This is a genomic window from Microbacterium sp. GW823-FHT02G05 (assembly GCF_058797175.1).
In genome coordinates this window covers 847,609-871,630 of the sequence record NZ_JBXAJK010000002.1, presented here as the reverse complement: position 1 = coordinate 871,630, position 24,022 = coordinate 847,609, and the positions used below count along the sequence as shown (strand labels likewise).

At 67.6% G+C, this 24,022-nt stretch carries 20 protein-coding genes; 9 read left to right on the top strand and 11 right to left on the bottom strand.

Annotation, left to right across the window (positions count from 1 at the left end):
- Positions 1-55: 55 nt before the first annotated feature.
- Positions 56-865 (bottom strand): RDD family protein, encoded by an 810-nt coding sequence (locus tag AC1REM_RS14210; protein ID WP_492515191.1) that lies wholly within the window; start codon positions 863-865, stop codon positions 56-58.
- Positions 866-967: 102 nt separating this feature from the next.
- Here AC1REM_RS14210 and AC1REM_RS14205 point away from each other — a divergent pair, with 102 nt between their 5' ends.
- A complete protein-coding gene (locus AC1REM_RS14205) occupies positions 968-1,960 on the top strand; it encodes a stage II sporulation protein M (RefSeq protein WP_492515190.1) in 993 nt (330 codons plus the stop codon).
- A 59-nt stretch (positions 1,961-2,019) separates the two neighbouring features.
- Here AC1REM_RS14205 and aqpZ read toward each other — a convergent pair whose 3' ends face one another.
- The 8 genes from aqpZ to AC1REM_RS14165 form a co-directional block, all read right to left on the bottom strand.
- Positions 2,020-2,784: an aquaporin Z gene (gene aqpZ / locus AC1REM_RS14200; RefSeq protein ID WP_492515189.1), complete on the bottom strand. Its 765-nt coding sequence runs from the start codon at positions 2,782-2,784 to the stop codon at positions 2,020-2,022.
- A gap of 188 nt (positions 2,785-2,972) precedes the next feature.
- Positions 2,973-4,469 carry a catalase gene (locus tag AC1REM_RS14195; protein WP_492515188.1) on the bottom strand — a complete coding sequence of 499 codons (1,497 nt, stop codon included), beginning with the start codon at positions 4,467-4,469 and terminating at the stop codon, positions 2,973-2,975.
- Entirely contained in the window at positions 4,462-4,908 is a 447-nt protein-coding gene (locus AC1REM_RS14190; RefSeq protein WP_492515187.1) for a Fur family transcriptional regulator, read from the bottom strand. The genes AC1REM_RS14195 and AC1REM_RS14190 overlap by 8 nt, the downstream gene beginning before the upstream one ends.
- 75 nt (positions 4,909-4,983) lie before the next feature.
- Positions 4,984-6,291 carry a DUF58 domain-containing protein gene (locus AC1REM_RS14185; RefSeq protein WP_492515186.1) on the bottom strand — a complete coding sequence of 436 codons (1,308 nt, stop codon included), beginning with the start codon at positions 6,289-6,291 and terminating at the stop codon, positions 4,984-4,986.
- Positions 6,292-7,215 carry an AAA family ATPase gene (locus AC1REM_RS14180; protein WP_492515502.1) on the bottom strand — a complete coding sequence of 308 codons (924 nt, stop codon included), beginning with the start codon at positions 7,213-7,215 and terminating at the stop codon, positions 6,292-6,294.
- Between the two features lie 80 nt (positions 7,216-7,295).
- Positions 7,296-8,483 carry a DUF4350 domain-containing protein gene (locus AC1REM_RS14175; RefSeq protein WP_492515185.1) on the bottom strand — a complete coding sequence of 396 codons (1,188 nt, stop codon included), beginning with the start codon at positions 8,481-8,483 and terminating at the stop codon, positions 7,296-7,298.
- Positions 8,480-9,118 carry a DUF4129 domain-containing protein gene (locus tag AC1REM_RS14170; protein WP_492515184.1) on the bottom strand — a complete coding sequence of 213 codons (639 nt, stop codon included), beginning with the start codon at positions 9,116-9,118 and terminating at the stop codon, positions 8,480-8,482. The genes AC1REM_RS14175 and AC1REM_RS14170 overlap by 4 nt, the downstream gene beginning before the upstream one ends.
- Entirely contained in the window at positions 9,118-10,533 is a 1,416-nt protein-coding gene (locus AC1REM_RS14165; RefSeq protein ID WP_492515183.1) for a DUF7847 domain-containing protein, read from the bottom strand. The genes AC1REM_RS14170 and AC1REM_RS14165 overlap by 1 nt, the downstream gene beginning before the upstream one ends.
- A 185-nt stretch (positions 10,534-10,718) precedes the next feature.
- Here AC1REM_RS14165 and mtrA point away from each other — a divergent pair, with 185 nt between their 5' ends.
- The 6 genes from mtrA (at position 10,719) to AC1REM_RS14135 (ending at position 17,682) form a co-directional block, all read left to right on the top strand.
- Positions 10,719-11,399 (top strand): MtrAB system response regulator MtrA, encoded by a 681-nt coding sequence (gene mtrA / locus AC1REM_RS14160; RefSeq protein ID WP_204937723.1) that lies wholly within the window; start codon positions 10,719-10,721, stop codon positions 11,397-11,399.
- A gap of 9 nt (positions 11,400-11,408) precedes the next feature.
- The gene (gene mtrB, locus AC1REM_RS14155; protein WP_492515182.1) at positions 11,409-13,112 is read left to right on the top strand and encodes an MtrAB system histidine kinase MtrB; all 1,704 of its coding nucleotides are present in this window, start codon (positions 11,409-11,411) and stop codon (positions 13,110-13,112) included.
- Positions 13,109-14,824 carry an LpqB family beta-propeller domain-containing protein gene (locus tag AC1REM_RS14150; protein ID WP_492515181.1) on the top strand — a complete coding sequence of 572 codons (1,716 nt, stop codon included), beginning with the start codon at positions 13,109-13,111 and terminating at the stop codon, positions 14,822-14,824. The genes mtrB and AC1REM_RS14150 overlap by 4 nt, the downstream gene beginning before the upstream one ends.
- A gap of 97 nt (positions 14,825-14,921) precedes the next feature.
- Positions 14,922-15,599, top strand: a complete 678-nt coding sequence (locus tag AC1REM_RS14145) for a ComF family protein (protein ID WP_492515180.1) — start codon at positions 14,922-14,924, stop codon at positions 15,597-15,599.
- Positions 15,600-15,689: 90 nt separating this feature from the next.
- Positions 15,690-16,346, top strand: a complete 657-nt coding sequence (hpf, locus tag AC1REM_RS14140) for a ribosome hibernation-promoting factor, HPF/YfiA family (RefSeq protein ID WP_204937719.1) — start codon at positions 15,690-15,692, stop codon at positions 16,344-16,346.
- Between the two features lie 79 nt (positions 16,347-16,425).
- Positions 16,426-17,682 carry an MFS transporter gene (locus AC1REM_RS14135; RefSeq protein ID WP_492515179.1) on the top strand — a complete coding sequence of 419 codons (1,257 nt, stop codon included), beginning with the start codon at positions 16,426-16,428 and terminating at the stop codon, positions 17,680-17,682.
- Positions 17,683-17,746: 64 nt separating this feature from the next.
- Here the strand turns inward: AC1REM_RS14135 and AC1REM_RS14130 are convergent, their stop codons facing one another.
- The gene (locus tag AC1REM_RS14130; protein WP_492515178.1) at positions 17,747-19,072 is read right to left on the bottom strand and encodes a coiled-coil domain-containing protein; all 1,326 of its coding nucleotides are present in this window, start codon (positions 19,070-19,072) and stop codon (positions 17,747-17,749) included.
- 9 nt (positions 19,073-19,081) lie between these two features.
- Positions 19,082-19,678 (bottom strand): PadR family transcriptional regulator, encoded by a 597-nt coding sequence (locus AC1REM_RS14125; protein WP_492515177.1) that lies wholly within the window; start codon positions 19,676-19,678, stop codon positions 19,082-19,084.
- Between the two features lie 184 nt (positions 19,679-19,862).
- On the opposite strand from AC1REM_RS14125, the gene secA reads away from it, so the two are divergent.
- The gene (gene secA / locus AC1REM_RS14120) at positions 19,863-22,661 is read left to right on the top strand and encodes a preprotein translocase subunit SecA (RefSeq protein ID WP_492515501.1); all 2,799 of its coding nucleotides are present in this window, start codon (positions 19,863-19,865) and stop codon (positions 22,659-22,661) included.
- Between the two features lie 135 nt (positions 22,662-22,796).
- Positions 22,797-24,020, top strand: coding sequence for a pyridoxal phosphate-dependent aminotransferase (locus tag AC1REM_RS14115; RefSeq protein ID WP_492515176.1), 1,224 nt, complete (start codon positions 22,797-22,799; stop codon positions 24,018-24,020).
- The last annotated feature ends 2 nt before the right edge of the window (positions 24,021-24,022 follow it).

Sequence of the window (24,022 nt, the reverse complement as noted above, 5' to 3'; positions counted from 1 at the left end):
GGGTGTGCGGCAACGCCACCCGACACCCGTTCGTCGTTGCTGTCGTGCGGTGCCGCTACACGCGGACGCGACGCCGCGTGAGGTGCTCAACACGATCATCCGCGATCGCCAGAGAGCGCGACTCCCGCTCGCGGCGCACGATCGTGGCGGCGATCAGAATCGCCTCGGGGTGCGCGGCGGGCAGCGGGGAGATGTACGCGGATGCTTCGCTGACGAGTTCGCGCGCGACGCCATCACGTGCCGCGGGAGTGAGCCGCGAGGCCGTCTGCAGGAACTGCGAAATGCGACGGGCGAGGCGATCCGGCATCCGCGCCACATCCGCGATCTGTGCCCACTCGGCAAGCTCTGCGGGCATGACGGGGTGGCTCACGGGCAGCGCGGGCGTGCGCACGCGCTGCGAGTAGGTGCCGGCGACGAGATCGCCCAGTCGCTGCGAACGCGGCGAGAACGCGCCCGTGAGCAGCGCGACGGCACCGAAGGTCATATAGATCTCGAGGACGCCGACGAGAGCGCGGATGAATGCATGACGGAAACCGGTCGCGCCGCCGTCGACACGGACGATGCGGCCGCCGACGGCGAGCTTTCCGAGGCTCCGACCGCGGGTTGCCACTTCGATCGTGCAGGGGAGGACGACGAAGGAGAACACCGCCGCGAGGATCACGAGAATCCGGTCGAGCGCCGGGTCGCCACCCGTGAACCCCATCGTCCAGAGTCGGATCAGGACGAAGAGCACCATCACGACGACGGACAGAGCGACGTCGATCGCTGCGCCCAGCGCGCGGAGGAAGAAGCCGACAGGCTGGATATCGATGGCGACCGCTTCTCCGGAGAGAACCTCGTCTTCGGCAGGCTGCGTCACGGACATGTGTCCAGTAAATCAGGTCGCAACCCCAGACTGCCTCGCCGACGCAGAGCCCCAGTCCGGAGCGGTCGCCCCGCGATCACGCGACCGCGTACAGTGAATCGGGTGGATGCTGATGCCCTGGCCGACTCCCGCCGTGCAGAGTGGGATCGCCTTGATGAGCTCACTCGTGCGCGCCTCGACGGGGAAGGGGTCGACGAGCTGATCACGCGGTACCGCGCAGCATCCGCCGATCTCGCCGATCTCAAGACCTCCGTCGGCACCTCGCCCCAGAGCGCCTACGTATCGACGATTCTCGCGCGGGCGCGGCTGCGCCTGACGGGAGCCGCCGACAACGTCCTCACCCAGATCGCGCGCTTCTTCAGCGACCAGTTGCCGGCGGCGCTCTACCGAGTGCGCTGGACGACCCTCGCGGTCGCGGTGGTCTTCGTCGCGATCGTCGTGGTCGTCGGGGCGTGGATATCCGCGGATCCGGCACTTGTGGCCAGCCTCGGGCCCGCCGACCTTCTGCAGCAGTACGCCGACGAGTCGTTCACCGGCTACTACACCGAGAACCCTGCCGCGGTCTTCGCGGGGATGGTGTGGACGAACAACGCCTGGATCGCCGCTCAGTGCGTGATCTTCGGGGTCACCGGAATCTGGCCGATCTTCGCCATCGTGCAGAACGCGATGAATCTTGCGACCGCCGTTGCGATCATGGCCGCGCATGAGCGGCTCGACATCATGATCCTCTACCTGCTGCCGCACGGCCTGCTCGAAATGACCTGCATCTTCGTCGCTGCTGCAGCGGGGCTGCACGTCTTCTGGGCGTGGGTTGCGCCGGGCGCTCGCACGCGCGCGACCGCTCTGGCCGCGGCGGGCCGGTCGCTCGGCACGATCGCGATCGGGCTCATCTTCGCTCTGGCGCTGGCCGGTCTCATCGAGGGCTTCGTCACGGGGTGGTCGCTGCCCTGGCCGGTCAAGATCGGCATCGGTGTGGCAGCGCTCGGCATCTTCCTCATCTACATGCTCGTCGTCGGAGGGCGTGCCGCACGTCGCGGCGAAAGCGGCGACCTGACGGAGTACGAGGCCGGAACCGCCACTCTCGTCGCAGGCTGAACATCGAAGAGAAAAGAGGGGCCGACGCCTGAGCGCCGACCCCTCTTCGCATGCGGTCGTTACAGCTGCTTCGGCTGCTTCGCCGTGGCATCGAACAGCGCCTTGTAGGCGAAGCCGGCGATCATCGCGCCGACGACCGGGAACACGAGGAACACCCACAGCTGCGACAGGGGGCCCACGCCGCCGTAGATAGCCGCCGCGATCGAGCGGGCCGGGTTCACCGAGGTGTTGTCCACCGGAATGGAGATGAGGTGGATGAGCGTCAGCGTGAGACCGATCGCAAGGCCCGCGAACGGGGTGCCACGCTTGGCGTGGGTGGTGCCGAGGATCACGAACAGGAAGAACGCGGTGAGGATGATCTCCACCGTGATCGCAGCGAACATCCCGAACCCGCCGGGGGAGTGCTCGCCCCAGCCGTTGCTCGCGAAGCCGGCGTCCTGAGCGCCGCTCAGCCAGCCGTCCGGGCCGAAGGTGCCGATGAGCACGAGCGCGGTGCTCGCGACGACACCACCGATCACCTGAGCGATGATGTACGGGACGACATCGCGCCAGCCGATGCGACCGGCTGCGGCCGCGCCGAGCGTGACGGCGGGGTTGAAATGACCGCCGGAGATGGGGCCGAAGGCGTAGGCGCCGACGACCACGGTCAGACCGAAGGCGAGCGCGACGGCCACATACACGGCCGAGTTCGCACCCGGATCGGTGAAGTGGTTCGAGGCGAAGAGGGCAGTACCCACACCGCCGAACACGAGCAGGAAGGTGCCGAATGCTTCGGCGGCGATTTTCGCCCCGAGAGTGGGCACAGCGGACGGTGAATCACTCATGGCTGGTCCTTTCAGAAGGCGGGGCCTGGTGGCCCGGCGTTCCACATGATCCCGCTCCTCAGCGAACTCCCAGGGAGGCGCGCCGGAACAGGAATCGAGCAGCTGTCGACGAATGCTCTCCCCGGGGGCGTGTGAACACGACGAAGGGGCCGGATGCCGCAGCATCCGACCCCTTCGATCAGCGGGTGTTACTCGCCGACGCCGACCGGTTCGGCCTGGCCGAGAGGCGCTCCCGCGAGCTCGCGCAGCGTGGCGCCGAGGTTCGCGTCGACCTGGCCCCAGTACCAGAAGAAGCGCTCCTGGATGGCGGGGACCGTCAGCCCGTTGTACTGGCCGACGAGGGTCTCGACGAAGCGCGCACGCTGCTCGTCGGTGAAGACCTCGCGGTAGAGGATTCCGGCCTGGCCGAAGTCGCTGTCGTCGGCGCGCAGGGTCGCGGCGGCGCGCACGAGCTCGCCATCCGACTCCCAGCTCGCCTCAACGCCGCGTGCCGGGTCTGCCTCGGGTCCGCCGGCCGCGCCGTAGGAGTTCGGGGTGTAGACGCGGTGGTCCGCCGGGTTGAAGTGGTACTGCATCTGGCCCTCGTGCATGTAGTTGCTCACGGAGGCGGCGTGCGGCTGGTTGACCGGCAGCTGGTTGTAGTTCGCGCCGATGCGGTAGCGCTGCGCGTCGGGGTACGAGAACACGCGAGCCATCAGCATCTTGTCCGGCGAGATGCCCGTGCCGGGAACCTGGTTGCCGGGGGAGAACGCGGCCTGCTCGATCTGCGCGAAGAAGTTCTCCGGGTTGCGGTTCAGCGTGAAGGTTCCGACCTTGATACGCGGGTAGTCCGCCTTCGGCCACGTCTTGGTGAGGTCGAAGGGGTTGTAGCGGTAGGTCTTGGCTTCTTCGTATGGCATGACCTGCACGTAGACGTCCCATGAGGGGAAGTCGCCCGCGGCGATCGAGTCGAAGAGGTCGCGACGGTAGTAGTCGGCGTCGGCGCCGGCGATGCGCTCGGCTTCGTCGGCGAACATCGGCTCGACGCCCTGCTGGGACATGAAGTGGTACTTCACCCAGAAGCGCTCACCGGCCTCGTTGACCCACTGGTAGGTGTGCGAGCCGTAGCCGTTGACGTGGCGCCAGCTGCGCGAGAGGCCGCGGTCGCCCATGAGGTAGGTGACCTGGTGTGCGGACTCGGGTGAGAGGGTCCAGAAGTCCCACTGCATGTCTGCGTTGCGCAGGCCCGAGGCCCCGAGGCGCTTCTGCGAGTGGATGAAGTCCGGGAACTTGATGCCGTCGCGGATGAAGAAGGTCGGGGTGTTGTTGCCGACGATGTCGAGGTTTCCCTCGGTCGTGTAGAAACGCAGCGAGAAGCCGCGCACATCGCGCCAGGTGTCGGGGGAGCCCTGCTCGCCGGCGACCGACGAGAAGCGGAGGAGCGTCTCGCTCTTCGCGCCGGGCTGGAAAACGGCCGCGCGGGTGTACTTCGAGACGTCTTCTGTGACGACGAACTCACCGAACGCGCCGCCACCCTTGGCGTGCGGGTTGCGCTCCGGCACGCGCTCGCGGTTGAACGAGGCGAGCTTCTCGACCAGGTAGCGGTCGTGGAGTGCGGTGATGCCGTCGTTTCCGACGGTCAGGGAGTGTGCGTCACTGGCGACCGGGGTGCCGGTCTGTGTCGTGGTTGCTGGCTTGTCAGACAAGTTCGCGTTTCCTTTCGCATTGTGGGCAGAGTGCTCGGTAGGTCACGGCGGCTTCGAGCAGGCGCATGCCGTGATCGTGGGACGGTGCAAGGCACGGGGCTGCGCCGACCGCGCAGGCGACGTCTTCGACGCGGCCGCAGTCGACGCACTGCATGTGGTGGTGATTGTCGTCGTGATGCTGAATCTCGTAGAGAGCGCTGCCGACGTCGGGAAGGTTGACGCGGCGGACGATTCCCGCGGTGGTGAGGTCGTTGACGATGCCGTGAATCGTGGGCAACGCGATACCGGGAAGAGCGGCTTTGGTGTGTTCGAAGAGAGTGTCCGCGGAAGCGTGCGGATGCTCGTGGAGGATGTTCAGGACGGCGATCCGCTGTGCTGTGACACGCAGACCCGCATGGCGCAGGCTGGCTGCGGCGTCGTGCGGGGTGTGAACGGTCATGCCCACAGTCTAGCTAAATCTGAATGATTAGTAAAAACGAATCATTCATGAATAGGCGGTGACGTCGGGGTGTCGCTACAGGCGGCCCGCCGCTTTCAGGTCCAGGTAGCGATCCGCGATGCGCGGGGGCAGGTCCTCCGGGTCCGCAGCGATCGGCGCCCCGCCGGCACGCCGGATGGCATCGGCGACGTCCGCGGCGTCCCGCAGCGTGCGCTCCGCCGCAGCCGCCAGATAGATCTCATCGCGGCTGTCCCTGTTACGAGCCAGTGCCGCGATGTCGAGATCGGTCACCGATCCGACGAGCATCGTCGTGGCGCGAGACGACTCCGGAAGCGCCCCGAGGAAACTGCGGGCGCTCTCTGGAGCATCCTGGGCGGTGAGGACGACAAGAAGCGAGGGGCGCGTCGTGACCGTGCGGACGGCGGCAAACGCCGCGCCCCAGTCGGTGTCGATCAGGCGCGGGTGCACTGTGGCCATCGCATCCGACATTGCGGGCAGGAGCCCCGCGCCGTCGACGCCGGTGACGCGGGCCCGCACGACCCGGTCCACGAGCAGCAGATGCACGTGATCTCCTGCGCGGGTTGCCAGCGCGCCCAGCAGGAGAGCTGCTTCGAACGCCGCATCGAGCCGGGTGCCGTCTCCGACGCGTGCGGCAGCTGTGCGCCCCGTGTCGATCACGATCACGACGTGGCGGTCCCGCTCCGGGCGCCACGTACGCAGCATCGTCGTGCCCGCGCGCGCGGTCGCGCGCCAGTCGATCGAGCGCACGTCGTCGCCGCGCACGTACTCTCGCAGCGAGTCGAACTCCGTGCCCTGCCCGCGCACCTGCACGCTCGTGTTGCCGTCGAGTTCCCGCAGGCGCGCGAGCCTTGAGGGGAGGTGGCGTCGTGAGGTGAAGGGCGGAAGGACACGGATGCTGCCGCGCACCGCGTGCTCGGCCTGACGACCGGCCAGACCCAACGGGCCCCGCGCACGCAGGGCGACGAAGGTGCTCTCCAGCTCACCACGACGGCGGGGCACGAGCCCGGTCTGTGCACGGCGGCGCTCGCCTGCGGGCAGGTCGAGCACGGCGCGGGCGGCCTGGGCACCGGCGGTCGGCTGCCAGGCGTCCCGCAAATACCCGTGCAGGTGTCGCCGGCCGAGATTCTGCACCACGACATCCGCGGTCGTCGGTTCGCCCAGACGCACGCGCGACGGCGTGCTGCGTGTGACGTGCACGCTGCGAGGGTCCGCGGCCAACAGCACATCCAGGCCGACCAGCAGCAGGCACAGGAGGAGCCAGCCCCCCATGCTCCACCATGCCGGAACCCTCGCGGAGCTGAGGAGCACCACGGGGATCACGCCCGCCGCGATCACAAGGGAGAGTCGGCCGGTGATGAACACTTAGATCGGCACCCGGGTCTGCTGCACGACGGACGAGAGCACCGCATCCGCGGACACGCCCTCCATCTCGGCATCCGGACGCAGCTGCAGGCGGTGGCGCCACACAGGCATCAGCATCGTCTGCACATGGTCGGGGGTGACGGCGCTCGAGCCGTTGAGCCAGGCCCATGCCTTCGCAGCAGCGAGAAGACCGGTCGACGCACGGGGGCTCGCGCCCAGTTGCACGGAGGGCGACTGGCGCGTCGCGCGGGCGAGATCGACGACATAGCCGAGCACATCATCGGTCACCTCGACGCGATCTGCGGCCTCTTGTGCATCGCGGATCTCGTCGAGTGTGACGACGGACTCGAGGTCGGTGAGCTGTCGCGGGGAGAATCCGTCGGCGTGCCGACGCAGCACGGCGACCTCGGCATCGCGTTCGGGCATGCCGACAACGAGCTTCATGAGGAATCGGTCGAGCTGCGCCTCCGGCAGCGAATACGTCCCCTCGTGCTCGATGGGGTTCTGCGTCGCGGCGACGAGGAACGGATCCGGCAGCGGACGACTCTCGCCGTCAGAGGAGATCTGACGCTCTTCCATCGCCTCCAGCAGCGCGGCTTGGGTCTTCGGCGGTGTGCGGTTGATCTCATCGGCCAGCAGGATGTGTGTGAAAACCGGGCCCGGCCGGAAATCGAACTCGCCGGAGCGCGCATCGTAGACGAGTGAGCCCGTCACATCGCCCGGCATCAGGTCGGGGGTGAACTGCACGCGTTTGGTGTCCAGTCCGAGTGCACGCGCGAAGGAACGCACAACGAGGGTCTTCGCGACACCGGGCACGCCCTCCAGCAGCACATGGCCGCGCGCGAGCATCGACACCAGCAGGCCCGTAACGGTGCCGGACTGCCCGACGACCGCCTTCTCGACCTCGGTGCGTACACGGTGCATCGCAGCGCGCAGAGCGAGGTCGGCGTCGGGGATCGGTGTCGACTCCGCGGGAGCGGCGGTTCCGGGATCGAGCGATTCGGTCACGGGGTGTTCCTTTCGGTGCGGACCGCGTCATCGACAGCAGCCTCAAGGTCGGAGAGATGACGAGCGAACGGGACGAGAGCAGCGTCCGTCGCAGGCAGGGGGGAGGTGAGGATGTCGCGGATGCTGCCGCGTGCGACGCCGAGCCGGTCGGCGACGGCATCGGCGATCGCGTCGACGGGCGCCTGCGTCGACAACCCCATCCGCGTCGCGAGGCGGCGCAGGGTTCCGTCGAGCACGGCTTCGGCAGCATGTCGGGCATCGGCCGCCTTTGCCGTGAGGCGGGCACGGCCCAGCATCGTCTCGGAGGCGCGCACCATGACCGGCAGCGATTCCACGACGAGCGGCCCGAACCGACGCCCACGCCAGATTCCCGCGGCCACTCCGGCCAGCAGGAGCAGCAGGATCGCAGGGGTCACCCACGGTGGGGTGAGCGAGCCGAGCGTGTCGACGTCGGCGGTGTCGGCGAGATCGGTGTCGGTGTAGGAGGGGACGTACCAGACGACGTGCGCTTGCTGTCCGAGCAGTGCCAGACCGAGAGCGGCGTTCCCGTCGGTCGCGAGGTGCTCGTTCGTGAACAACCGTGAGCCGTCGATGATCGCGCGGCGTCGATCGTCGACCTCCGAGACGAGAAGGCCTGCGCCGTCGCCCTCGGTGAAGCATGCGGTGACACCTGGATTCGGGGTGAAGAGCCGGCCCGGAGTGACATCACCGACCCGGTCCAGCTCCGGCAGGCGACAGGAGGGCCCCTGGGGTCGGGTGCCGGAGGCGTCCGCATCCGATCCGAGATCCAGCAGGCGCAGCATCCGCGAGCTGCCGGTCAGCACCACGACCGAGCTGGCCTGCTCGAGGAGCGCGTCGACGGCGTCATCGGACAGAGCGGGCGGATCCGCCAGGACGAGAGTGCTCTGATCATCGAGAGCGCGCGCGGCGGCGAAGCGGTCCCGTTCGATCGTCACCGTGACGCCCTGCTGACGCAGGAGCTCCGCAAGCGCGAGCGTGCCGTTGTAGCCGCGCCCCTCCGGATCGAATCCGTCGCGTTGCGGCGCCTGCACTGCGAGCTGGAGACCGACCAGAGACACCCCGAGGACGAGCACGGCGATGAGCACCCAGCCTGCGGCGCGGCGCAGGCGCCCGGGCTGTCTCGTCGCGGTGCTCGCGAGCGCGGGAGGATCGGTCAGCGTCACGCGTGCACCAACTCGGGCCGTGTGGCGCGCAGGCGCTCGTCGGTGTCCGCGATCGCGCGGTAGCGGTCGGCCGTTCCGGGGTGACGCAGGTAGCGCACATCGTCGAAGGAAGCGGCCGCGGACTGCAGGGCGGCGTGCTCGACCGGAAAGACGGCGGATGCTTCGCGCGCGAGAGTCTGCGCGGTGGCCCCGGGTGCCGGGGTGAGCAGATCACGTTCGACGAGGCCGCGAGCGATCGCCCGGTAGCGCAGCACGATGGCCGCATCCCAGTCACCGCCGCGCGCCTGGCGTTCCGCCTCCGTGCGCAGCTGGGCTGCGGTGCGGGTGTCGGTGCTGCCGAGGAGATCTGCGGTCTCGCCGGCGCGCGCGAAGCTGCGGCGCGGGCGCCCCCAGACGATCAGCGCCACGACCAGGCCGATGACCACGAGCGCAGCGACCATGATGGCCGCGAGCGGACCGAGTGCGTTTCCTCCGTCGCCGGAGAAGAGATCGGCGAAGAACTGTGCGACCGCCCGCGACATCTCATCGAAGAATGTCGGACGCGCTTCGGCGTACTGCGGCTTGGCGAGTTCGTTCTCTGCCCATTCCCGGGCTTCGTCGCCATCCGGGATGAGAGGTGCGTCGAGTCGCCGCATCATCCTCGATCGCCACCGGGCGCCGCCCAGGGACTGTCACCAGGCGCGGCCCACGGGCTGTCGGTCGGCGGCACAGGGGTCGCGGGAGGCTGTGGTGCTGGAGGCGGAGCAACGGCAGGACCAGCAGGCGGCGGTGGCGGTGCTGCGTACGACGGCGCGGGCGCAGGCGGAGTCGCGTACCCCTGGGGCGCGCCGTAACTCTGTGGTGCGGCGTACTGCTGTGGCGCCCCGTACTGCGGGGGAGCGCCGTAGGGCGGCTGCGCCCCGGGCGCCGGTGCTGCGTATGCGGGAGCGCCGTATCCGACGGGCGGCACGACAGCAGGTCGCGGCTCGGGAGCTGTGCGCCCGACAGCGCGCGCGGGGTCGAGCGCGAACGGGTCGGGAAGAGCATCTGCAGGGGCACCGGCCTGACGACGCTCGACGTACGAGAGGAGCGTCTGGTCGAGACCCTCGTAGCGCATCCGCGCGTCGATGTAGACGAGCGCGGCACCGGTGGTCTGCACGACCGCGGAGATCGCCTGGATGACGAGGATGAGGACCTGCGGGAGCAGGATCGACAGCACGAACGCCGTCATCTGGCTGGCGTCCAGGTCGCCGGTCGGGCTGATCACACCGAGGAAGAGCGTGGAGATCATCCCTGTCGGCACACTCACCACCTGCGCGGCGATGCCCATGATCAGGCCGATGACGAAGGCGACGCCGAATGTGAACCAGAAACGGCGGCGAGTGAGACGCCACGAACGCACGAGCGCCTGTCGGAGCGTCGCGCCCTCCATGACGAGTGCGGATGGCACGAGCAGCAGCTTCGTGTTGAGCCAGACGATCAGCGGCACCAGCGCGATCACGGCGAGGAAGAAGATGAGCACCATCACGCCGATCGCCGCCTCCGCGTTCTGCCCGCCGAGGGTGAGCAGGCCGCCGAACGCGACGAACGCGAAGACGATCATGATGACGAGCATCGCGGCCATGCTGAGGAGGGCGAAGCCCATCAGACGCCAGAACACGGGACGCACCCGCCGCCAGAGTTCTTTCATCGTGGGCTTGTCACCCACGGCCGCGCTGGCGATGTCCGCGGCGACGATGCCCTGCACGAGCGCGGTGAAGGCGATCGAACCGAGGCTGATCCCGATTCCCGCCAGGATTCCGATACCGGCGGATCCTGCCAGGATGCTCTCGAACTGTGGAGAGCCCGGGCGGACCGTCTCGAGTCGGCCGACGCTCGAGAGCACGACGACCGTCATGATCGCCGTGCTCGCCAGCAGCACCACGAGCTGCATCACGATCGCGAATCCGAACAGAACCTTGGGGTTGTGACGAAGCGCCGCGAAGGAACGGCCGATGACCGTGCCGAACGTCATCGGATGCAGGGGGATGAGCCCCGGTCGTGGTGCCGGTGTCCAGGTCTGTCCGCTCACAGTGCTCCTTAGCGGGTCGCGTCCGTCCATCGTGTCATATCGCCCTTGCCGGCAGGGAAGTGCGAACCGACAGGCGCAGGAATGTCTCTCCGCGACGGGACGGCGGGTGTGAAGTACGCTGGGGATACCGCGGGGCGTGGTACTGGTGCGCCCGCGCGCAAAGCGAGAAAGATGGGCTCCGCACAATGACCTCACGAATCCTCGTGGTCGACGACGATACGGCGTTGGCCGAGATGATCGGCATCGTGCTGCGCACGGAGGGTTTCGACCCCGTGTTCTGCGCGGATGGCGCCCTCGCCGTGGACGAATGGCGTGCTCAGCGTCCGGATCTCGTGCTGCTCGACGTGATGCTTCCCGGAATGGACGGCATCGAGATCTGCTCGCGCATCCGTGCAGAATCCGGGGTGCCGATCATCATGCTCACGGCCCGCAGCGACACCTCCGATGTCGTTCGCGGTCTGGAGGTGGGGGCCGACGACTACATCGTCAAGCCGTTCAACCCGAAGGAGCTCGTCGCCCGGATCCGCACGCGACTCCGCCCGACGCCGCAGTCCACGACCGAGGTGCTGCGTATCGGCGATCTCACGATCGATGTCGACGCGCACGAGGTGCGACGCGGCTCCGAGGCGATCGCGTTGACGCCTCTGGAGTTCCAATTGCTCGTGGCGCTGGCCTCGAAGCCGCAGCAGGTCTTCTCACGCGAGATGCTGCTCGAGCAGGTATGGGGCTACCACTATAAGGCGGACACGCGACTGGTCAACGTGCACGTGCAGCGCCTGCGCGCCAAGGTCGAGCTCGACCCGGACAACCCGAAGATCGTGATGACCGTCCGTGGCGTCGGGTATCGCGCCGGGAGTGCGAGCTAGGGGAACACCGTGCCGACCAACGGGGTCACCATCGCCCGGAAAGCGCGATGGCGGGATTGGCGCAGCTGGCCGGAAACCTTCTCGGGGCTGTGGACGAGCTCGCTTCCATTCCGCACCCTGCTGACGACACTCGCACTGACCTCCTTCGCGATCCTCGTGACCTTCGTCGCGATGGCCCTGGCGATCCAGAACAATCTCTGGGAGTCGCGCAAGGATGACGTTCTCGCTGATGCGCAGCGCGCGGTGGCGGTGGCCCAGTCGACGCTGTCCTCGGCCGAGTCCCGCGGCGACCGCACCGCTCTGCAAGCGCTCATGAGCGACGTGCGCGCGCAGCTCACGAGTGTGTCGTCCTCGGATATGATCGCCGTGTTCCGCATCGATGACTCGCCGTCTCCGGTCGCGCCCACGGGATTCTTCATCGGACGGCTCTCGGAGGACCTGCTCTCGACGCAGCTGCGCCAGCGCGTGGCAGATCATCCCGAGACCCAGTGGTGGCAGCCGATGGAGATCGCCGGCGCCGATGATCTGACGCATGCCGGGATCGTCGTGGGCCAGCAGCTGAACTTTCCGGACGCGGGCGCCTACGAGGCATACATCGCCTATGACCTCTCGGACACCGAGCAGACGCTGGTCCTCGTGCAGAGCAGCCTGTGGCTGGCGGGTGTGCTGCTGGTGGGACTCATCGCCAGCATCGCCTGGCTCGCGCTGCGTTCGGTGGTGGTTCCGATCACGGAGGCCGCCGAGACGAGCGCGCGCTTCGCAGCCGGTGATCTGGAGGTGCGTCTGCCGGTTCGCGGTGAAGATGAGCTCGCTACGCTCGCGGTGTCCTTCAACGCGATGGCAGACAGCATCGAAGCGCAGATCAAAGAACTCGGCGAGCTCTCTCTGGTGCAGCAGCGATTCGTCTCGGATGTCTCTCACGAGCTGCGCACGCCCCTGACGACCATTCGCCTGGCGGCTGAGATGCTCAACGACCAGCGCGAGGACTTCGATCCTCTCACCGCCCGCACGACGGAGCTGCTGCACACCCAGGTGCAGCGGTTCGACGTGCTGCTCGCCGACCTGCTGGAGATCAGTCGCTATGACGCCGGATCCCTGCAGTTGGAGATGGAGGCGACGAGTCTCGCGCACCTCGCCGAAGACATCGTCGACGAGATGCGACCGCTTGCCGCCAGTCGGGACACCGAACTGCGCTTTGTCGCTCCGGGTGGGCACACGCCGGTCGACCTCGATCCGCGGCGCGTGCGGCGGGTGCTGCGCAATCTCGTGGGCAACGCGATCGAACACGGTGAGGGCAAGCCCGTCGTGATCACGGTCGACAGCAACTCTGAGGCGGTCGCGGTCGGCGTGCGCGACTCCGGACTCGGGATGTCACCGGAGGACGCGGAACGCGTCTTCGACCGCTTCTGGCGCGCTGACCCTTCGCGGCAGCGCACGATCGGCGGGTCCGGCCTCGGGCTCTCGATCGCGCTCGGAGACGCGCGTCTGCACGGCGGTACTCTGATGGTGTGGTCCGAGCTGGGCGTCGGCACCAACTTCGTCCTCGCGATTCCGCGATCGAGCAGTCAGGCCTGGGATGGCACGTCCCCGGTTCCGCTGGAGCCGACGCCCTCGCTGGCCGAGATCGGTGCGGTCACCGAGCCGATCGCGCTCTACGCACGCAATCGTGCATCGACGGAGAACGTCGCAGAGACAGGAGATCGCCGCCCATGAGCATCCACCGGCTGCTGCGCACCGCACTTGTGGCCGTCGTCGCCCTGTCACTCACCGCGTGCGCCAGCCTGCCGACATCGGGCGACGTGCGTCCCGGACTGTCCTCGACCGATCACGACGCCGACACAGACGTCACCTACGTGCCCAACGGCCCGTCCGTCGGGGCGAGCTCGGAGCAGATCGTGCGCGGCTTCATCGACGCAGCGAGCAGCCCCGCGGACAACTGGGCGATCGCGCGGCAGTTTCTGGCGCCCGAGTTCGCCGATAACTGGAAGCCTCATGCGGGCGTCACGATCGACACATCGATCTCCGATCGCCGGTTCGAGGCAACAGACACCGAGGACGCGAGCGACACGCAGATCATCCAGTTGAGCATGAAGCAGTCCGGAAGCGTGGACGAAGCGGGCGTCTACAGCGCGGTTGCGGGCCCAGCTCGCGGGGCAGAGCTCACCTTCCAGCTGACGAAGAATGAGCAAGGTGAGTGGCGCATCACCGTGGCGCCGGACGGGGTGGTCTTGGACGCTCCTGCATTCGCCGCCGCGGATGTGTTCCGTCCCTACGCGCTGCAGTTCTTCGATCCGACCTGGTCGTACCTGGTTCCGGATGTGCGCTGGTTCCCGAAGCGCAAGAGCACAGCCTCTCGCGTCGTGCAGTCGCTCGTTGACGGCGGACCCTCGCCGTGGCTCGCGGAGTCGGTGCGCACGGCGTTCGCCGGCGACATCGAACTCGCCCGCGACACGGTTCCTGTCGAAGGTCAGATCGCCGAAGTCGAGCTGACCGCGGCCGCGCAGGGTGCGGATGCCGCGACACTGGGACGCCTGCGCACCCAGCTCGAGCGCAGTCTGATCGGCGCCGGCGTGACCGGTGTGCGCCTGATGTCGGGTGGGCGCGAGCTCGTGGCACCCGCGGTGACGGTGGCTCCGGCGACGGTCGACAGCCGTCCACTCGTGCTCACAGACGAGGGCTTCGGCTATCTCGTCGGCGGCGAAGTCGAGAATCTGCCGCGGGTCGCGGAAGACATCCTCACCTTCCCCCAACCGATCCGTTCTATCGTCGCGGGACCAGATGGTGCGCCGTTCACGGTCGTGCAGAGCGAGGGGGGAACGGTCTACTCGATCGGCGACGGGCAGATCAATGAACTCGACTCGCGTCCGGGGCTGATCGCGCCCAGTCTGGATCGCTTCGGCTACACGTGGACGGTTCCGGCCACAGGGCCTTCGGGCGTGCTGGCATGGACCCCGGAGGTTGCCGAGCACCCGGTTCCGGGGTTCGCGGATGCCTCGGCGATCTCGCAGCTCGTCGTCAGTCGTGAGGGCACGCGCGTCGCGGCCGTCGTGACGGTCGGCAGCCAGCAGCAGGTCGAGGTCGCCGGCGTCGTCCGCGATGAACGCGGGCTCCCGACGAGGATCGGCGAGCCGATCTCGCTGGGATGGCTGACCGGCCCTGTTCTCGGCATGGCCTGGCTGGATTCCGAGACGATCGGCGTTCTCACCAAGGACGGCGACGACACGCTGCTCCTGCAGATGCCGATCGGCGGACCCTCCGTGACGATCGATGTGCCCGATGACGCCGTCGCGCTCGCCCCCAGCACTCCCGCTTCCAGTGTGCGTCTGCTCGGCGCTGACGGTGTGCTGTGGTCACGCAGCGGTCCGACGTGGCAGTCGGAGCGGGCGAACGTGCGGGTGCTCGCGACGCAGATCAGCGGCTCCTGATCCGGTCGTTCTCCGCACACACCGTGCCGGAGGGCGGGCATCCACTGATCTGGCCTCGTGTGGCGGGGAGCAGCGCAGCGGGCTGCACGATCGAGGGATGCCGCCGCTTCAGAAGCTCCTCCGCCTGGGCCATGAGATCCTCGCCTTCCTGTTGAGCGCGGAGTGCGCGGGATGCGGTCAACCCGAGACGGCACTGTGCGCACCGTGCCGAGTCGAGTTGCAGCCGGACATCGTGCGAGGCGCGACGCCAGGCGGTGTTCCCCTTTTCGCCGGACTGCCGTACACGGGGCCTGCGGCGCGTCTCCTGCGTGCGGTGAAGGAGCACGGCCAGACCGCCCAGGTGGGTGCGCTGGCGCCGGCCCTGCGCGCCGCCTGTACGGAAGCCATGCACGACGCCGCTGTCCGCGGCATCCGCGTTCGCGCGGTCGTGCCGATCCCGACATCGCGAGCGGCGTTTCGTCGGCGCGGATATCGCGTGCCGGAGATGCTTGCTGCACGAGTCCCTCTGCCGATTCTGCGGGTCCTGACGACCGCCCGTCGGACTGTCGATCAACGGAAGCTCGGTCGCACCGCGCGTCTGCGCAATGTGGCTGGAAGCCTACGCGCTCGCCGTGACGGTGCAGGCCTCCCTGTGCTGATCCTGGATGACGTGACGACAACCGGAGCGACCATCGATGAGGCCGCCCGTGCTCTCCGAGAACGGGGTTTTCGGATCGCCGGCGCAGTGGTCGCAGCCGCCACGCCGCGCCATCACGACACGCGGAAAGAAAGGTGATGACAGTCAGCCGACTCGCGACTACGGTGGGGGAGACAAGGCGACCACGGTCCGCCCTTGGCCGGGTGGACCGGGACAAGGAGGTCAAGGATGGAAACGAACATCGTGGGTGTCGGAGTGGGTATCAGCGACCGCTTCCGCACAGTTGTCGATGAGAAGAGCACGCGTATCGCGACGCTCGCTCCGCGTGCACAGCGTCTCGACGTGAAGGTCACGCACCGTTCCTATCGCAATGGCCACGTCGATGATGAGACGGTCGAACTGACCCTCGTCGGCAAGGGCCCCGTGATCCGCGCAGAAGCGCGTGATGGCGACAAGTTCGTCGCACTCGATCTGGCGATCGACAAGCTGTCCGAGCAGCTGCGACGCACGAAGGAGAAGCGCGTCGACAGCCGCAACCATCCGCGCGGCGCCCAGTTCGAGAAGAGCACGGGTGAGCTCGCAGGGCTCGACGTGCAGCCGGCATCCGCGGATGTGCTTCGTGCGGTCGCGACGGGCGAGATCGCCGTGGTGGAAGAGACCGAAGAGGAGTACACGCCGGTCGTCATCCGCACCAAGAACTTCGATGCCGAGTGGATGTCGGTCGAGGAGGCCGTCGATCGGATGGAACTCGTCGGCCACGACTTCTTCCTCTTCGTCGATGCGCGCACCGACCACCCGAGCGTCGTGTATCGACGCAAGGGCTGGGACTACGGCGTCATCTCGCTCACGACCCAGGCGCCGCCGGTCGAGGTGATGGCCTCGTAGTCGCGGCACCCAATCCGTGACGGCGCTGCCGGACGACACATCGCAATGTCGTCCGGCAGCGCCGTTCTAGTGTGGAGGGATGTCTGCCCGTCGCGCCGTTCGTCCCGTGACGGGAAAACCCCCTGTCTCACCCTTCATCCGTATCGCGCTGCTCCTGCAGTTCGCATTCCTCGGAATGATGATGTCGTCCTGGATGAGTCGGATGCCCTCGGTCCGAGAGTCCCTGGACGTGACAGCGATGCAACTGGGAGTCCTGCTCATCTCCGGGGGAATCGGCTCCCTCGTCGGTGCTCTCACCGTCGGGACGCTGGTCGCGCGCTTCGGCAGCCGCGCCGTTCTACTTGTCGGGATCGTGGGGAACATCATCGGCTTCGGATTCCTCGCGGGATCCATGTTCCTCACCTCCAGCGAGCTTTTTCTGCTCGGCATGGCGATGAACGGTGTGAGCGGCGCATTCGTGAATGTGGCAATCAACATCAATGCCGCCGCTTTCGAGCGCGCGTGGGGCCGGACGGTTCTTCCGCAGTTCCATGCGGCGTTCTCCATCGGCGCAGCGCTCGGCGCGTTTCTGGCGTCGCTGTTCTCCGCAGCGGGCATCAGCGCAGGCACCCAGGTCATCATCGTCACGGTCGTGCTCACGACCACTCGCCTCGTACTGTGGCGAGCGTCGACCCAGCCCATGCAGGACGCCACTTCCGCCGCACGCTCGCGTCACCGTGGTGCGCTTCGCTCGGCTCTCTCCGCCTGGGTCGAACCCCGAACGCTCATGCTCGGGCTCGTGCTTCTGGCAGGCTCACTCAGTGAGGGGACGGCGACGACCTGGCTTTCGCTGTCGGTCGTGGACGGATACGCGCAACCCGAGGCGATCGGCGCCGCGGTCTACGCGAGCTTCCTGGCGGCGATGACGCTTTTCCGCATCGGCGGCGTCGTGCTGATCGATCACTTCGGTCGCGTCCTCGTTCTTCGACTCTCGGGAGCCGTCGCGTTCGTGGGCGTTCTGCTGTTCGTCTTCGGGGGAACGCTGCCACTCGGCTGGACGGGCGCGGTGCTCTGGGGCATCGGCGCCGCACTCGCTGCGCCGATCGCGATCGCCGCAGCGTCTGACGATGCTTCGCGGGCTGGCGAGCGAGTGTCCGTGGTGACCTCGTTCTCGACGCTCGCGTCGCTCGCCGCCCCACCTCTGCTCGGGCTACTGGTCGATCAGGTCGGGCCGCTGCTCTCGATGCTCCTCGTTGCGGCTGCGGTGATCGTCAGCGTCGCCTTCTCCGGGGCGGTCAAGCGTACTCCGGCCGACGCCGTCACCACCCAGACGGCACCGATCCGCATCGCCGACTGACGACTGACCAGCGGCGTCCGTCGGAGCGTCTCCGCGCGGAATGACGGGCTCAGAACGCCGGGAATCAGTCGAAGATGCCGTCGAGAATGCTGCCGATCACCAGACCGCCCAGCACGCCCGAGACGATATCGCCTCCGCCGCCGCCGCGGCGTCCGCCACCCCAGCCGCCGCCGCCCCAGTTGTCGGGGCCCTGATTGGGGCGCGAAGAATCGATGTCGCGCTGTGCCAACTGCAGGGCTTCCGAGGCGAGCTGTGCGACCCGGCGGGCCGCCGAGAGCGCCTGTTCACGGGTCTCTTCCGCAGGCAGGAGGGACGGGAGGTCGACGCGCAGACGCTCTGCTTCTGCGAGCCGGGTGCGTGCGTCGGCGCCGATCCAGCCGCGGTGACCGGCGATAAGGCCGCGGGCCACGCCCAGCTGGCGGTCGGCGTCGTCGGTGGCGTGCTGCACCTGGGCAAGGGAGGGCAGCGGGTTCTGCTCGCGGTGACGGGCAGTCGCGATCGCCTCGTCGAGTGCGGTGTTCGCGGCGCGTAACGTGCTGAGCTCCGCGAAGGGGTCGTTCTTCGCGCCGGCGGGAGACAGCGACGCCAGAGCCTTCTCCAGTGCGCTGACGGCGGATGTCACCGCGGGCACCTGCGGCGCTGTCCGAGCGGCGACGATGTCTCCGCGCGAGTCGGCGATGACCTCGGCGAGCGTAGATTCGGCACGCAGCGCCTCGATCTCGAAGTCTTCGACGGCGTCGAGGATCACAACTGCTCGGCGCACGGCCTCGGTCGCGGTCTCCAGAGCGAGGTTGGCCTCTTCGTTCTGTCGCGCCGCGCGGCGGCGCTCAGAGACATCGGCGCCGTGAGAGGCGAAAGTCAGCAGCTGCTCGGCTTCGTCGGCGCTCGCCGCGATCTGGTGGATCGCGGACTCGGCGTAGCGCGCCGAGAGCCGCGTGATCGTGTCGCGGGTCTGGGGGAGACGCTCGGCCAGCGTGACGGCGTCCTTGCGAACCTGGGCGACGATCTCGGGGGCACGGCGCACACGGGAGATCGATTCAGCCAGGACAGAGAGCTTCTCGTCGAGCAGATCCTCAGCCCACTCGCAGAGCTGCACGATGCGTGCATTGCGCGTGCGCAGCTCTTCCACCGTGTCAGGGATCTCGTCGTGGTTGAGCTGGTGCAGCGAGAACGCCTCGCGCAGGTGCGTGCGCACGCTGTCGGTGGCAGCGCGGAGATCAGCAGTCAGCGAGTCGCCGAGCTCTGCTATCGCGAAAGCCAGCTCGTCGGAGGTGGTGCGAAGGCGCTCGTCGACCGCGACCAGCGCCTGTTCGGCCCGGCGTGCAAGATCGGCGTCCTGCGCCGTCTGCGCCTCTGCTTCACGTTTCCGTTTGCCCCAGAATCCTGCCATTGTTCGATCCTACGGTCTGGAGCTGACCGCGGGGCGACCGCGTTTCGGACGATTCGTGGCGATGTCCAGAGCGAAGGCATGGCGCGGATGCTGCTGCAGTCGCTGTGCCACGTGCTCGAGCCACCGCAGCTCGGCCTCGGCATGGAAGAGCAGCGCATCGCGTACAAGCGACTCGGCGAGGTCCTCCGCGCTCTCGGCGTCGAATGCGGGGATCGTGCGGTCCCGGAGGGCCGCCGCGTGCGCGGAGGATGCGACGTGCTGGTCGCGCAGGACCGCCTCCACGTCCACGCCGGGAAGCGTGGCCGCGACGGTCACCTTGATGGCCAGCTCGTCCCGCGCAGCCTGAGTGCGCTGCACGGGGGAGAGGATCCACTGCGCCACCTCGTCGGAGCCGGCATCCGTGATCCGCCAGTAGACGTGTCCCTGCGCATCCGCCTCGCCGCGGGCCACGAGACCGTCGCGTTCGAGCCGCTCCAGCGTGTTGTAGATCTGTCCGACATTGAGCGGCCAGGTCGATCCCGTGCGACGATCGAACTCGCTGCGCAACTGGTATCCGTAGCACGGCCCCTGGTCGAGGATCGCGAGCAGGCTCTGGCGGACGGACATGGATGCTCCTGGGCTGTCGGGACGAACAACTCTGAGTATATGGATACGCGGAAACCCAAAGTTCACCCCGAGTGTGTGGACACAGGGCAACCGTGCAGGTCACAGCCCGGTAACATGGCACAGTATGTCCGTCGTGCCCATCGGGGTGGGCGGGTCCCGAATCACCAACAGGGAGAAGGCATCCGTGGCGAATCCTCTCGAGAAGCTGCTCCGCGCGGGCGAGGGTCGAATCCTCCGTCGGCTGAACCAGGTCGTCAAGGCGGTCAACGCGCTGGAAGAGGACTTCGAGAAGCTCACCGACGAGGAGCTGCGCAACGAGACCGCTGAGCTTCGCGCCCGCTTCGAGAAGGGCGAGACGCTCGACCAGCTGATGCCTGAGGCCTTCGCCGCAGTCCGCGAGGCGGCCAAGCGCACGCTCGGCATGCGCGCCTACGACGTGCAGCTCATGGGTGGTGCCGCCCTGCACTTCGGCAACATCGCCGAGATGAAGACCGGTGAGGGCAAGACGCTCGTCGCGACCTTCCCCGCCTATCTCAACGCGATCGCCGGCGAGGGTGTGCACGTCATCACCGTCAACGACTTCCTTGCGAGCTACCAGTCCGAGCTGATGGGGCGTGTCTATCGCGCACTCGGCATGACGACCGGTGTCATCGTCTCCGGCCAGACGCCGGCTGTGCGTCGCGAGCAGTACGCCGCCGACATCACCTACGGCACCAACAACGAGTTCGGCTTCGACTACCTGCGCGACAACATGGCGTGGCGTCAGGAAGACCTCGTCCAGCGTGCTCACTACTTCGCGATCGTCGACGAGGTCGACTCGATCCTCATCGACGAGGCGCGCACCCCGCTCATCATCTCCGGCCCGTCGTCCGGCGAAGCCAACCGCTGGTTCGCGGAATTCGCGAAGATCGCGCGAACTCTCGAGCCCGGCGTCGACTTCGAGGTCGACGAGAAGAAGCGCACGATCGGTGTGCTCGAGCCCGGCATCGAGAAGGTCGAGGACTACCTCGGCATCGACAACCTGTACGAGTCGGCGAACACGCCGCTCATCTCGTTCCTGAACAACTCGATCAAGGCGCTCGCCCTGTTCAAGCGCGACACCGACTACGTCGTGATGAACGACGAGGTCATGATCGTCGACGAGCACACCGGCCGCATCCTCGTCGGCCGCCGCTACAACGAGGGCATCCACCAGGCGATCGAGGCGAAGGAGAACGTGCCGGTCAAGGCCGAGAACCAGACCCTCGCCACGGTGACGCTGCAGAACTACTTCCGTCTCTACGAGAAGCTCTCCGGCATGACCGGTACGGCCGAGACCGAGGCCGGCGAGTTCATGTCGACGTACAAGCTCGGCGTCGTTCAGATTCCCACGAACCGTCCGATGATCCGCAAGGATCAGCCCGACCTCGTCTACAAGAACGAGACGGCGAAGTTCGCGCAGGTCGTCGAAGACATCGCCGAGCGCCACGCGTCCGGCCAGCCGGTGCTCGTCGGCACGGTCAGCGTCGAGAAGAGCGAGTACCTCTCGCGTCTGCTCGCGAAGAAGGGCATCAAGCACGAGGTCCTGAACGCGAAGAACCACGCGCGTGAAGCCGAGATCGTGGCCCGTGCCGGCCGCCTCGGTGCGGTCACGGTCGCCACGAACATGGCCGGGCGAGGCACCGACATCATGCTCGGCGGCAACGCCGAGTTCCTCGCGGTGCAGGAGCTCAAGGCCAAGGGTCTCGATCCCGTCGAGACTCCCGAAGAGTACGAGGCGGCGTGGGACGAGGCCTACGAGGCCATGAAGACCGCGGTCGGCTCCGAAAGCTCGAAGGTGGCCGAAGCCGGCGGCCTGTACGTGCTCGGCACCGAGCGTCACGAGTCGCGCCGTATCGACAACCAGCTGCGCGGTCGTTCCGGCCGTCAGGGAGACCCCGGTGAGAGCCGCTTCTATCTGAGCCTCACCGATGACCTCATGCGCCTGTTCCAGTCGGGTGCTGCCGAGGCGATCCTCGCGCGCACGAACTTCCCGGATGACGTGCCGATCGAGTCCTCGCTCGTGTCTCGGGCGATCCGCAGCGCGCAGAGCCAGGTCGAGGCCCGCAACGCCGAGATGCGCAAGAACGTCCTCAAGTACGACGACGTCCTCAACCGTCAGCGCGAGGCGATCTACACTGACCGCCGGCACATCCTCGAGGGCGATGACATTGCGGACCGCGTGCAGCACTTCATCGAGGACGCGATCACCGCGGTCGTCGACGACCACACCGCGCAGGGGCACACCGAGAGCTGGGACTTCGACAGCCTGTGGACCGAGCTCAAGACCCTCTACCCGGTGGGCGTGACGATCGACGAGGTCGTCGCCGAGGCGGGTGGCCGCAAGGGCGCCATCTCGGCGGAGGGACTCAAGCGCGAGCTGCTCTCGGATGCGCAGATCGCCTACGAGCGTCGCGAGGCCTCGCTGGGCTCCGCTGCGACGCGTGAGCTGGAGCGTCGCGTCGTGCTGCAGGTGCTCGACCGCCGCTGGCGCGACCACCTCTATGAGATGGACTACCTGAAGGACGGAATCGGGCTGCGCGCGATGGCGCAGCGTGACCCGCTCGTCGAGTACCAGCGCGAGGGCTACTCGATGTTCCAGTCCATGATGGGCCAGATCAAGGAGGAGTCCGTCGGCTACCTCTACAACCTCGAGGTCGAGGTGCGCCGTGCCACGGACGAGGGCGGCACCGAGGTCGCGGCCAAGGGGCTGGAGACGGGCGCGAACGACCTGCGTCTCGAGTACTCGGCGCCGAACGACGCGGGCGATGTCGAGGTGCGCAACGAGCGCGGTCAGGTGCAGCAGGCGGCGACAGACCGCCTCCGCCAGTCGGCGCGTGGTGCGCAGGCCGAGCAGGCAGATGTCGCTCCGACCAGCCGTGGCGCTTTCGGCCAGGCGACGACCGCGCCGGCAGCACCGCAGAATCGTGCGGACCGCCGTGCATCGGGCAAGAAGAAGTCCTGATCGACTGAGAATACGACGAAGGCGCCGCGGGAGGCTTCCCGCGGCGCCTTCGTCATATTCCACGTCCGGCATGCCGCGAACGGAGCGGAGCGCAACGTGTCAGAGACACGCCCGGGACGGAGGTATCCTGAACCGATGACACCTCGCCACTTCGACCAGTCGTCCAAGCTGAAGAACGTTCTCTACGAAATCCGCGGCAACGCGCTCGTCGAGGCGGCGCGGCTGGAGGCCGAGGGGCACACCGTTCTCAAGCTCAACACCGGAAACCCCGCGATCTTCGGCTTCGAGGCGCCGCAGCAGATCGTCCAGGACATGCTGGCGACGCTGCCCACCGCGCACGGCTACAGCGACAGTCGCGGCATCATCTCCGCCCGACGCGCTGTCGTGAGTCGCTACGAAGAGGTCGAGGGATTCCCTCCGTTCTCGCCCGATGACGTCTACCTCGGAAACGGCGTTTCCGAGCTCATCACCATGGTGATGCAGGCGCTGCTCGACCAGGGCGATGAGGTCCTGATCCCGTCGCCGGACTATCCGCTCTGGACAGCCATGACGAGTCTCGCAGGCGGCACGCCGGTGCACTACACCTGCGACGAGGAGAACGGCTGGATGCCGGATCTCGAGGACGTGCGCGCGAAGATCACGCCGCACACGAAGGCCATGGTCATCATCAACCCCAACAACCCCACGGGTGCGGTGTACTCGCGCGAGGTGCTGGAGGGGCTTGTGCAGATCGCGCGCGAGAACGAGCTGCTGCTGCTCTCTGACGAGATCTACGACCGGATCCTCTTCGACGATGCCGTGCACATCCCCACAGCCACTCTTGCTCCTGATCTGCTCTGCCTCACCTTCAACGGTCTGTCCAAGACGTATCGCGTGGCAGGTTTCCGGTCGGGATGGCTCGTGATGACGGGACCGAAGGATCACGCGCAGGGGTTCATCGAGGGCGTCACGCTTCTCGCCTCGACCCGGTTGTCTCCCAACGTGCCCTCGCAGCACGCGGTGCAGGCGGCGCTTTCGGGTGTCCAGTCGATCGAAGCACTCGTGGCGGAGAACGGCCGACTTCACGTTCAGCGCGATATCGCCTGGCAGGGCCTGGAGTCCATTCCGGGAGTCTCCTGCGTCAAGCCGGAGGGTGCGCTCTATGCGTTCCCTCGTCTCGATCCCAATGTGCACGAGATCCGTGATGACGCCAAGCTTGTCTACGACCTGCTCGTCGCGGAGCACATCCTGCTCGTGCAGGGCACGGGATTCAACTGGCCGACGCCTGATCACCTTCGCGTCGTCACACTGCCGGAACCGCGCGTCCTCAGCGAGGCGATCGAACGGCTCGGCAACTTCCTCGCTAGCTACCGCCAGTAGCG

Excerpts from the sequence above, each read along its gene's own strand:
- AC1REM_RS14210 (WP_492515191.1), bottom strand. The coding sequence starts at position 865 with ATGTCCGTGACGCAGCCTGCCGAAGACGAGGTTCTCTCCGGAGAAGCG.
- aqpZ (WP_492515189.1), bottom strand. The coding sequence starts at position 2,784 with ATGAGTGATTCACCGTCCGCTGTGCCCACTCTCGGGGCGAAAATCGCC.
- AC1REM_RS14190 (WP_492515187.1), bottom strand. The coding sequence starts at position 4,908 with ATGACCGTTCACACCCCGCACGACGCCGCAGCCAGCCTGCGCCATGCG.
- AC1REM_RS14180 (WP_492515502.1), bottom strand. The coding sequence starts at position 7,215 with ATGCACCGTGTACGCACCGAGGTCGAGAAGGCGGTCGTCGGGCAGTCC.
- AC1REM_RS14170 (WP_492515184.1), bottom strand. The coding sequence starts at position 9,118 with ATGCGGCGACTCGACGCACCTCTCATCCCGGATGGCGACGAAGCCCGG.
- mtrA (WP_204937723.1), top strand. The coding sequence starts at position 10,719 with ATGACCTCACGAATCCTCGTGGTCGACGACGATACGGCGTTGGCCGAG.
- AC1REM_RS14150 (WP_492515181.1), top strand. The coding sequence starts at position 13,109 with ATGAGCATCCACCGGCTGCTGCGCACCGCACTTGTGGCCGTCGTCGCC.
- AC1REM_RS14145 (WP_492515180.1), top strand. The coding sequence starts at position 14,922 with ATGCCGCCGCTTCAGAAGCTCCTCCGCCTGGGCCATGAGATCCTCGCC.
- hpf (WP_204937719.1), top strand. The coding sequence starts at position 15,690 with ATGGAAACGAACATCGTGGGTGTCGGAGTGGGTATCAGCGACCGCTTC.
- AC1REM_RS14135 (WP_492515179.1), top strand. The coding sequence starts at position 16,426 with ATGTCTGCCCGTCGCGCCGTTCGTCCCGTGACGGGAAAACCCCCTGTC.
- AC1REM_RS14130 (WP_492515178.1), bottom strand. The coding sequence starts at position 19,072 with ATGGCAGGATTCTGGGGCAAACGGAAACGTGAAGCAGAGGCGCAGACG.
- AC1REM_RS14125 (WP_492515177.1), bottom strand. The coding sequence starts at position 19,678 with ATGTCCGTCCGCCAGAGCCTGCTCGCGATCCTCGACCAGGGGCCGTGC.
- AC1REM_RS14115 (WP_492515176.1), top strand. The coding sequence starts at position 22,797 with ATGACACCTCGCCACTTCGACCAGTCGTCCAAGCTGAAGAACGTTCTC.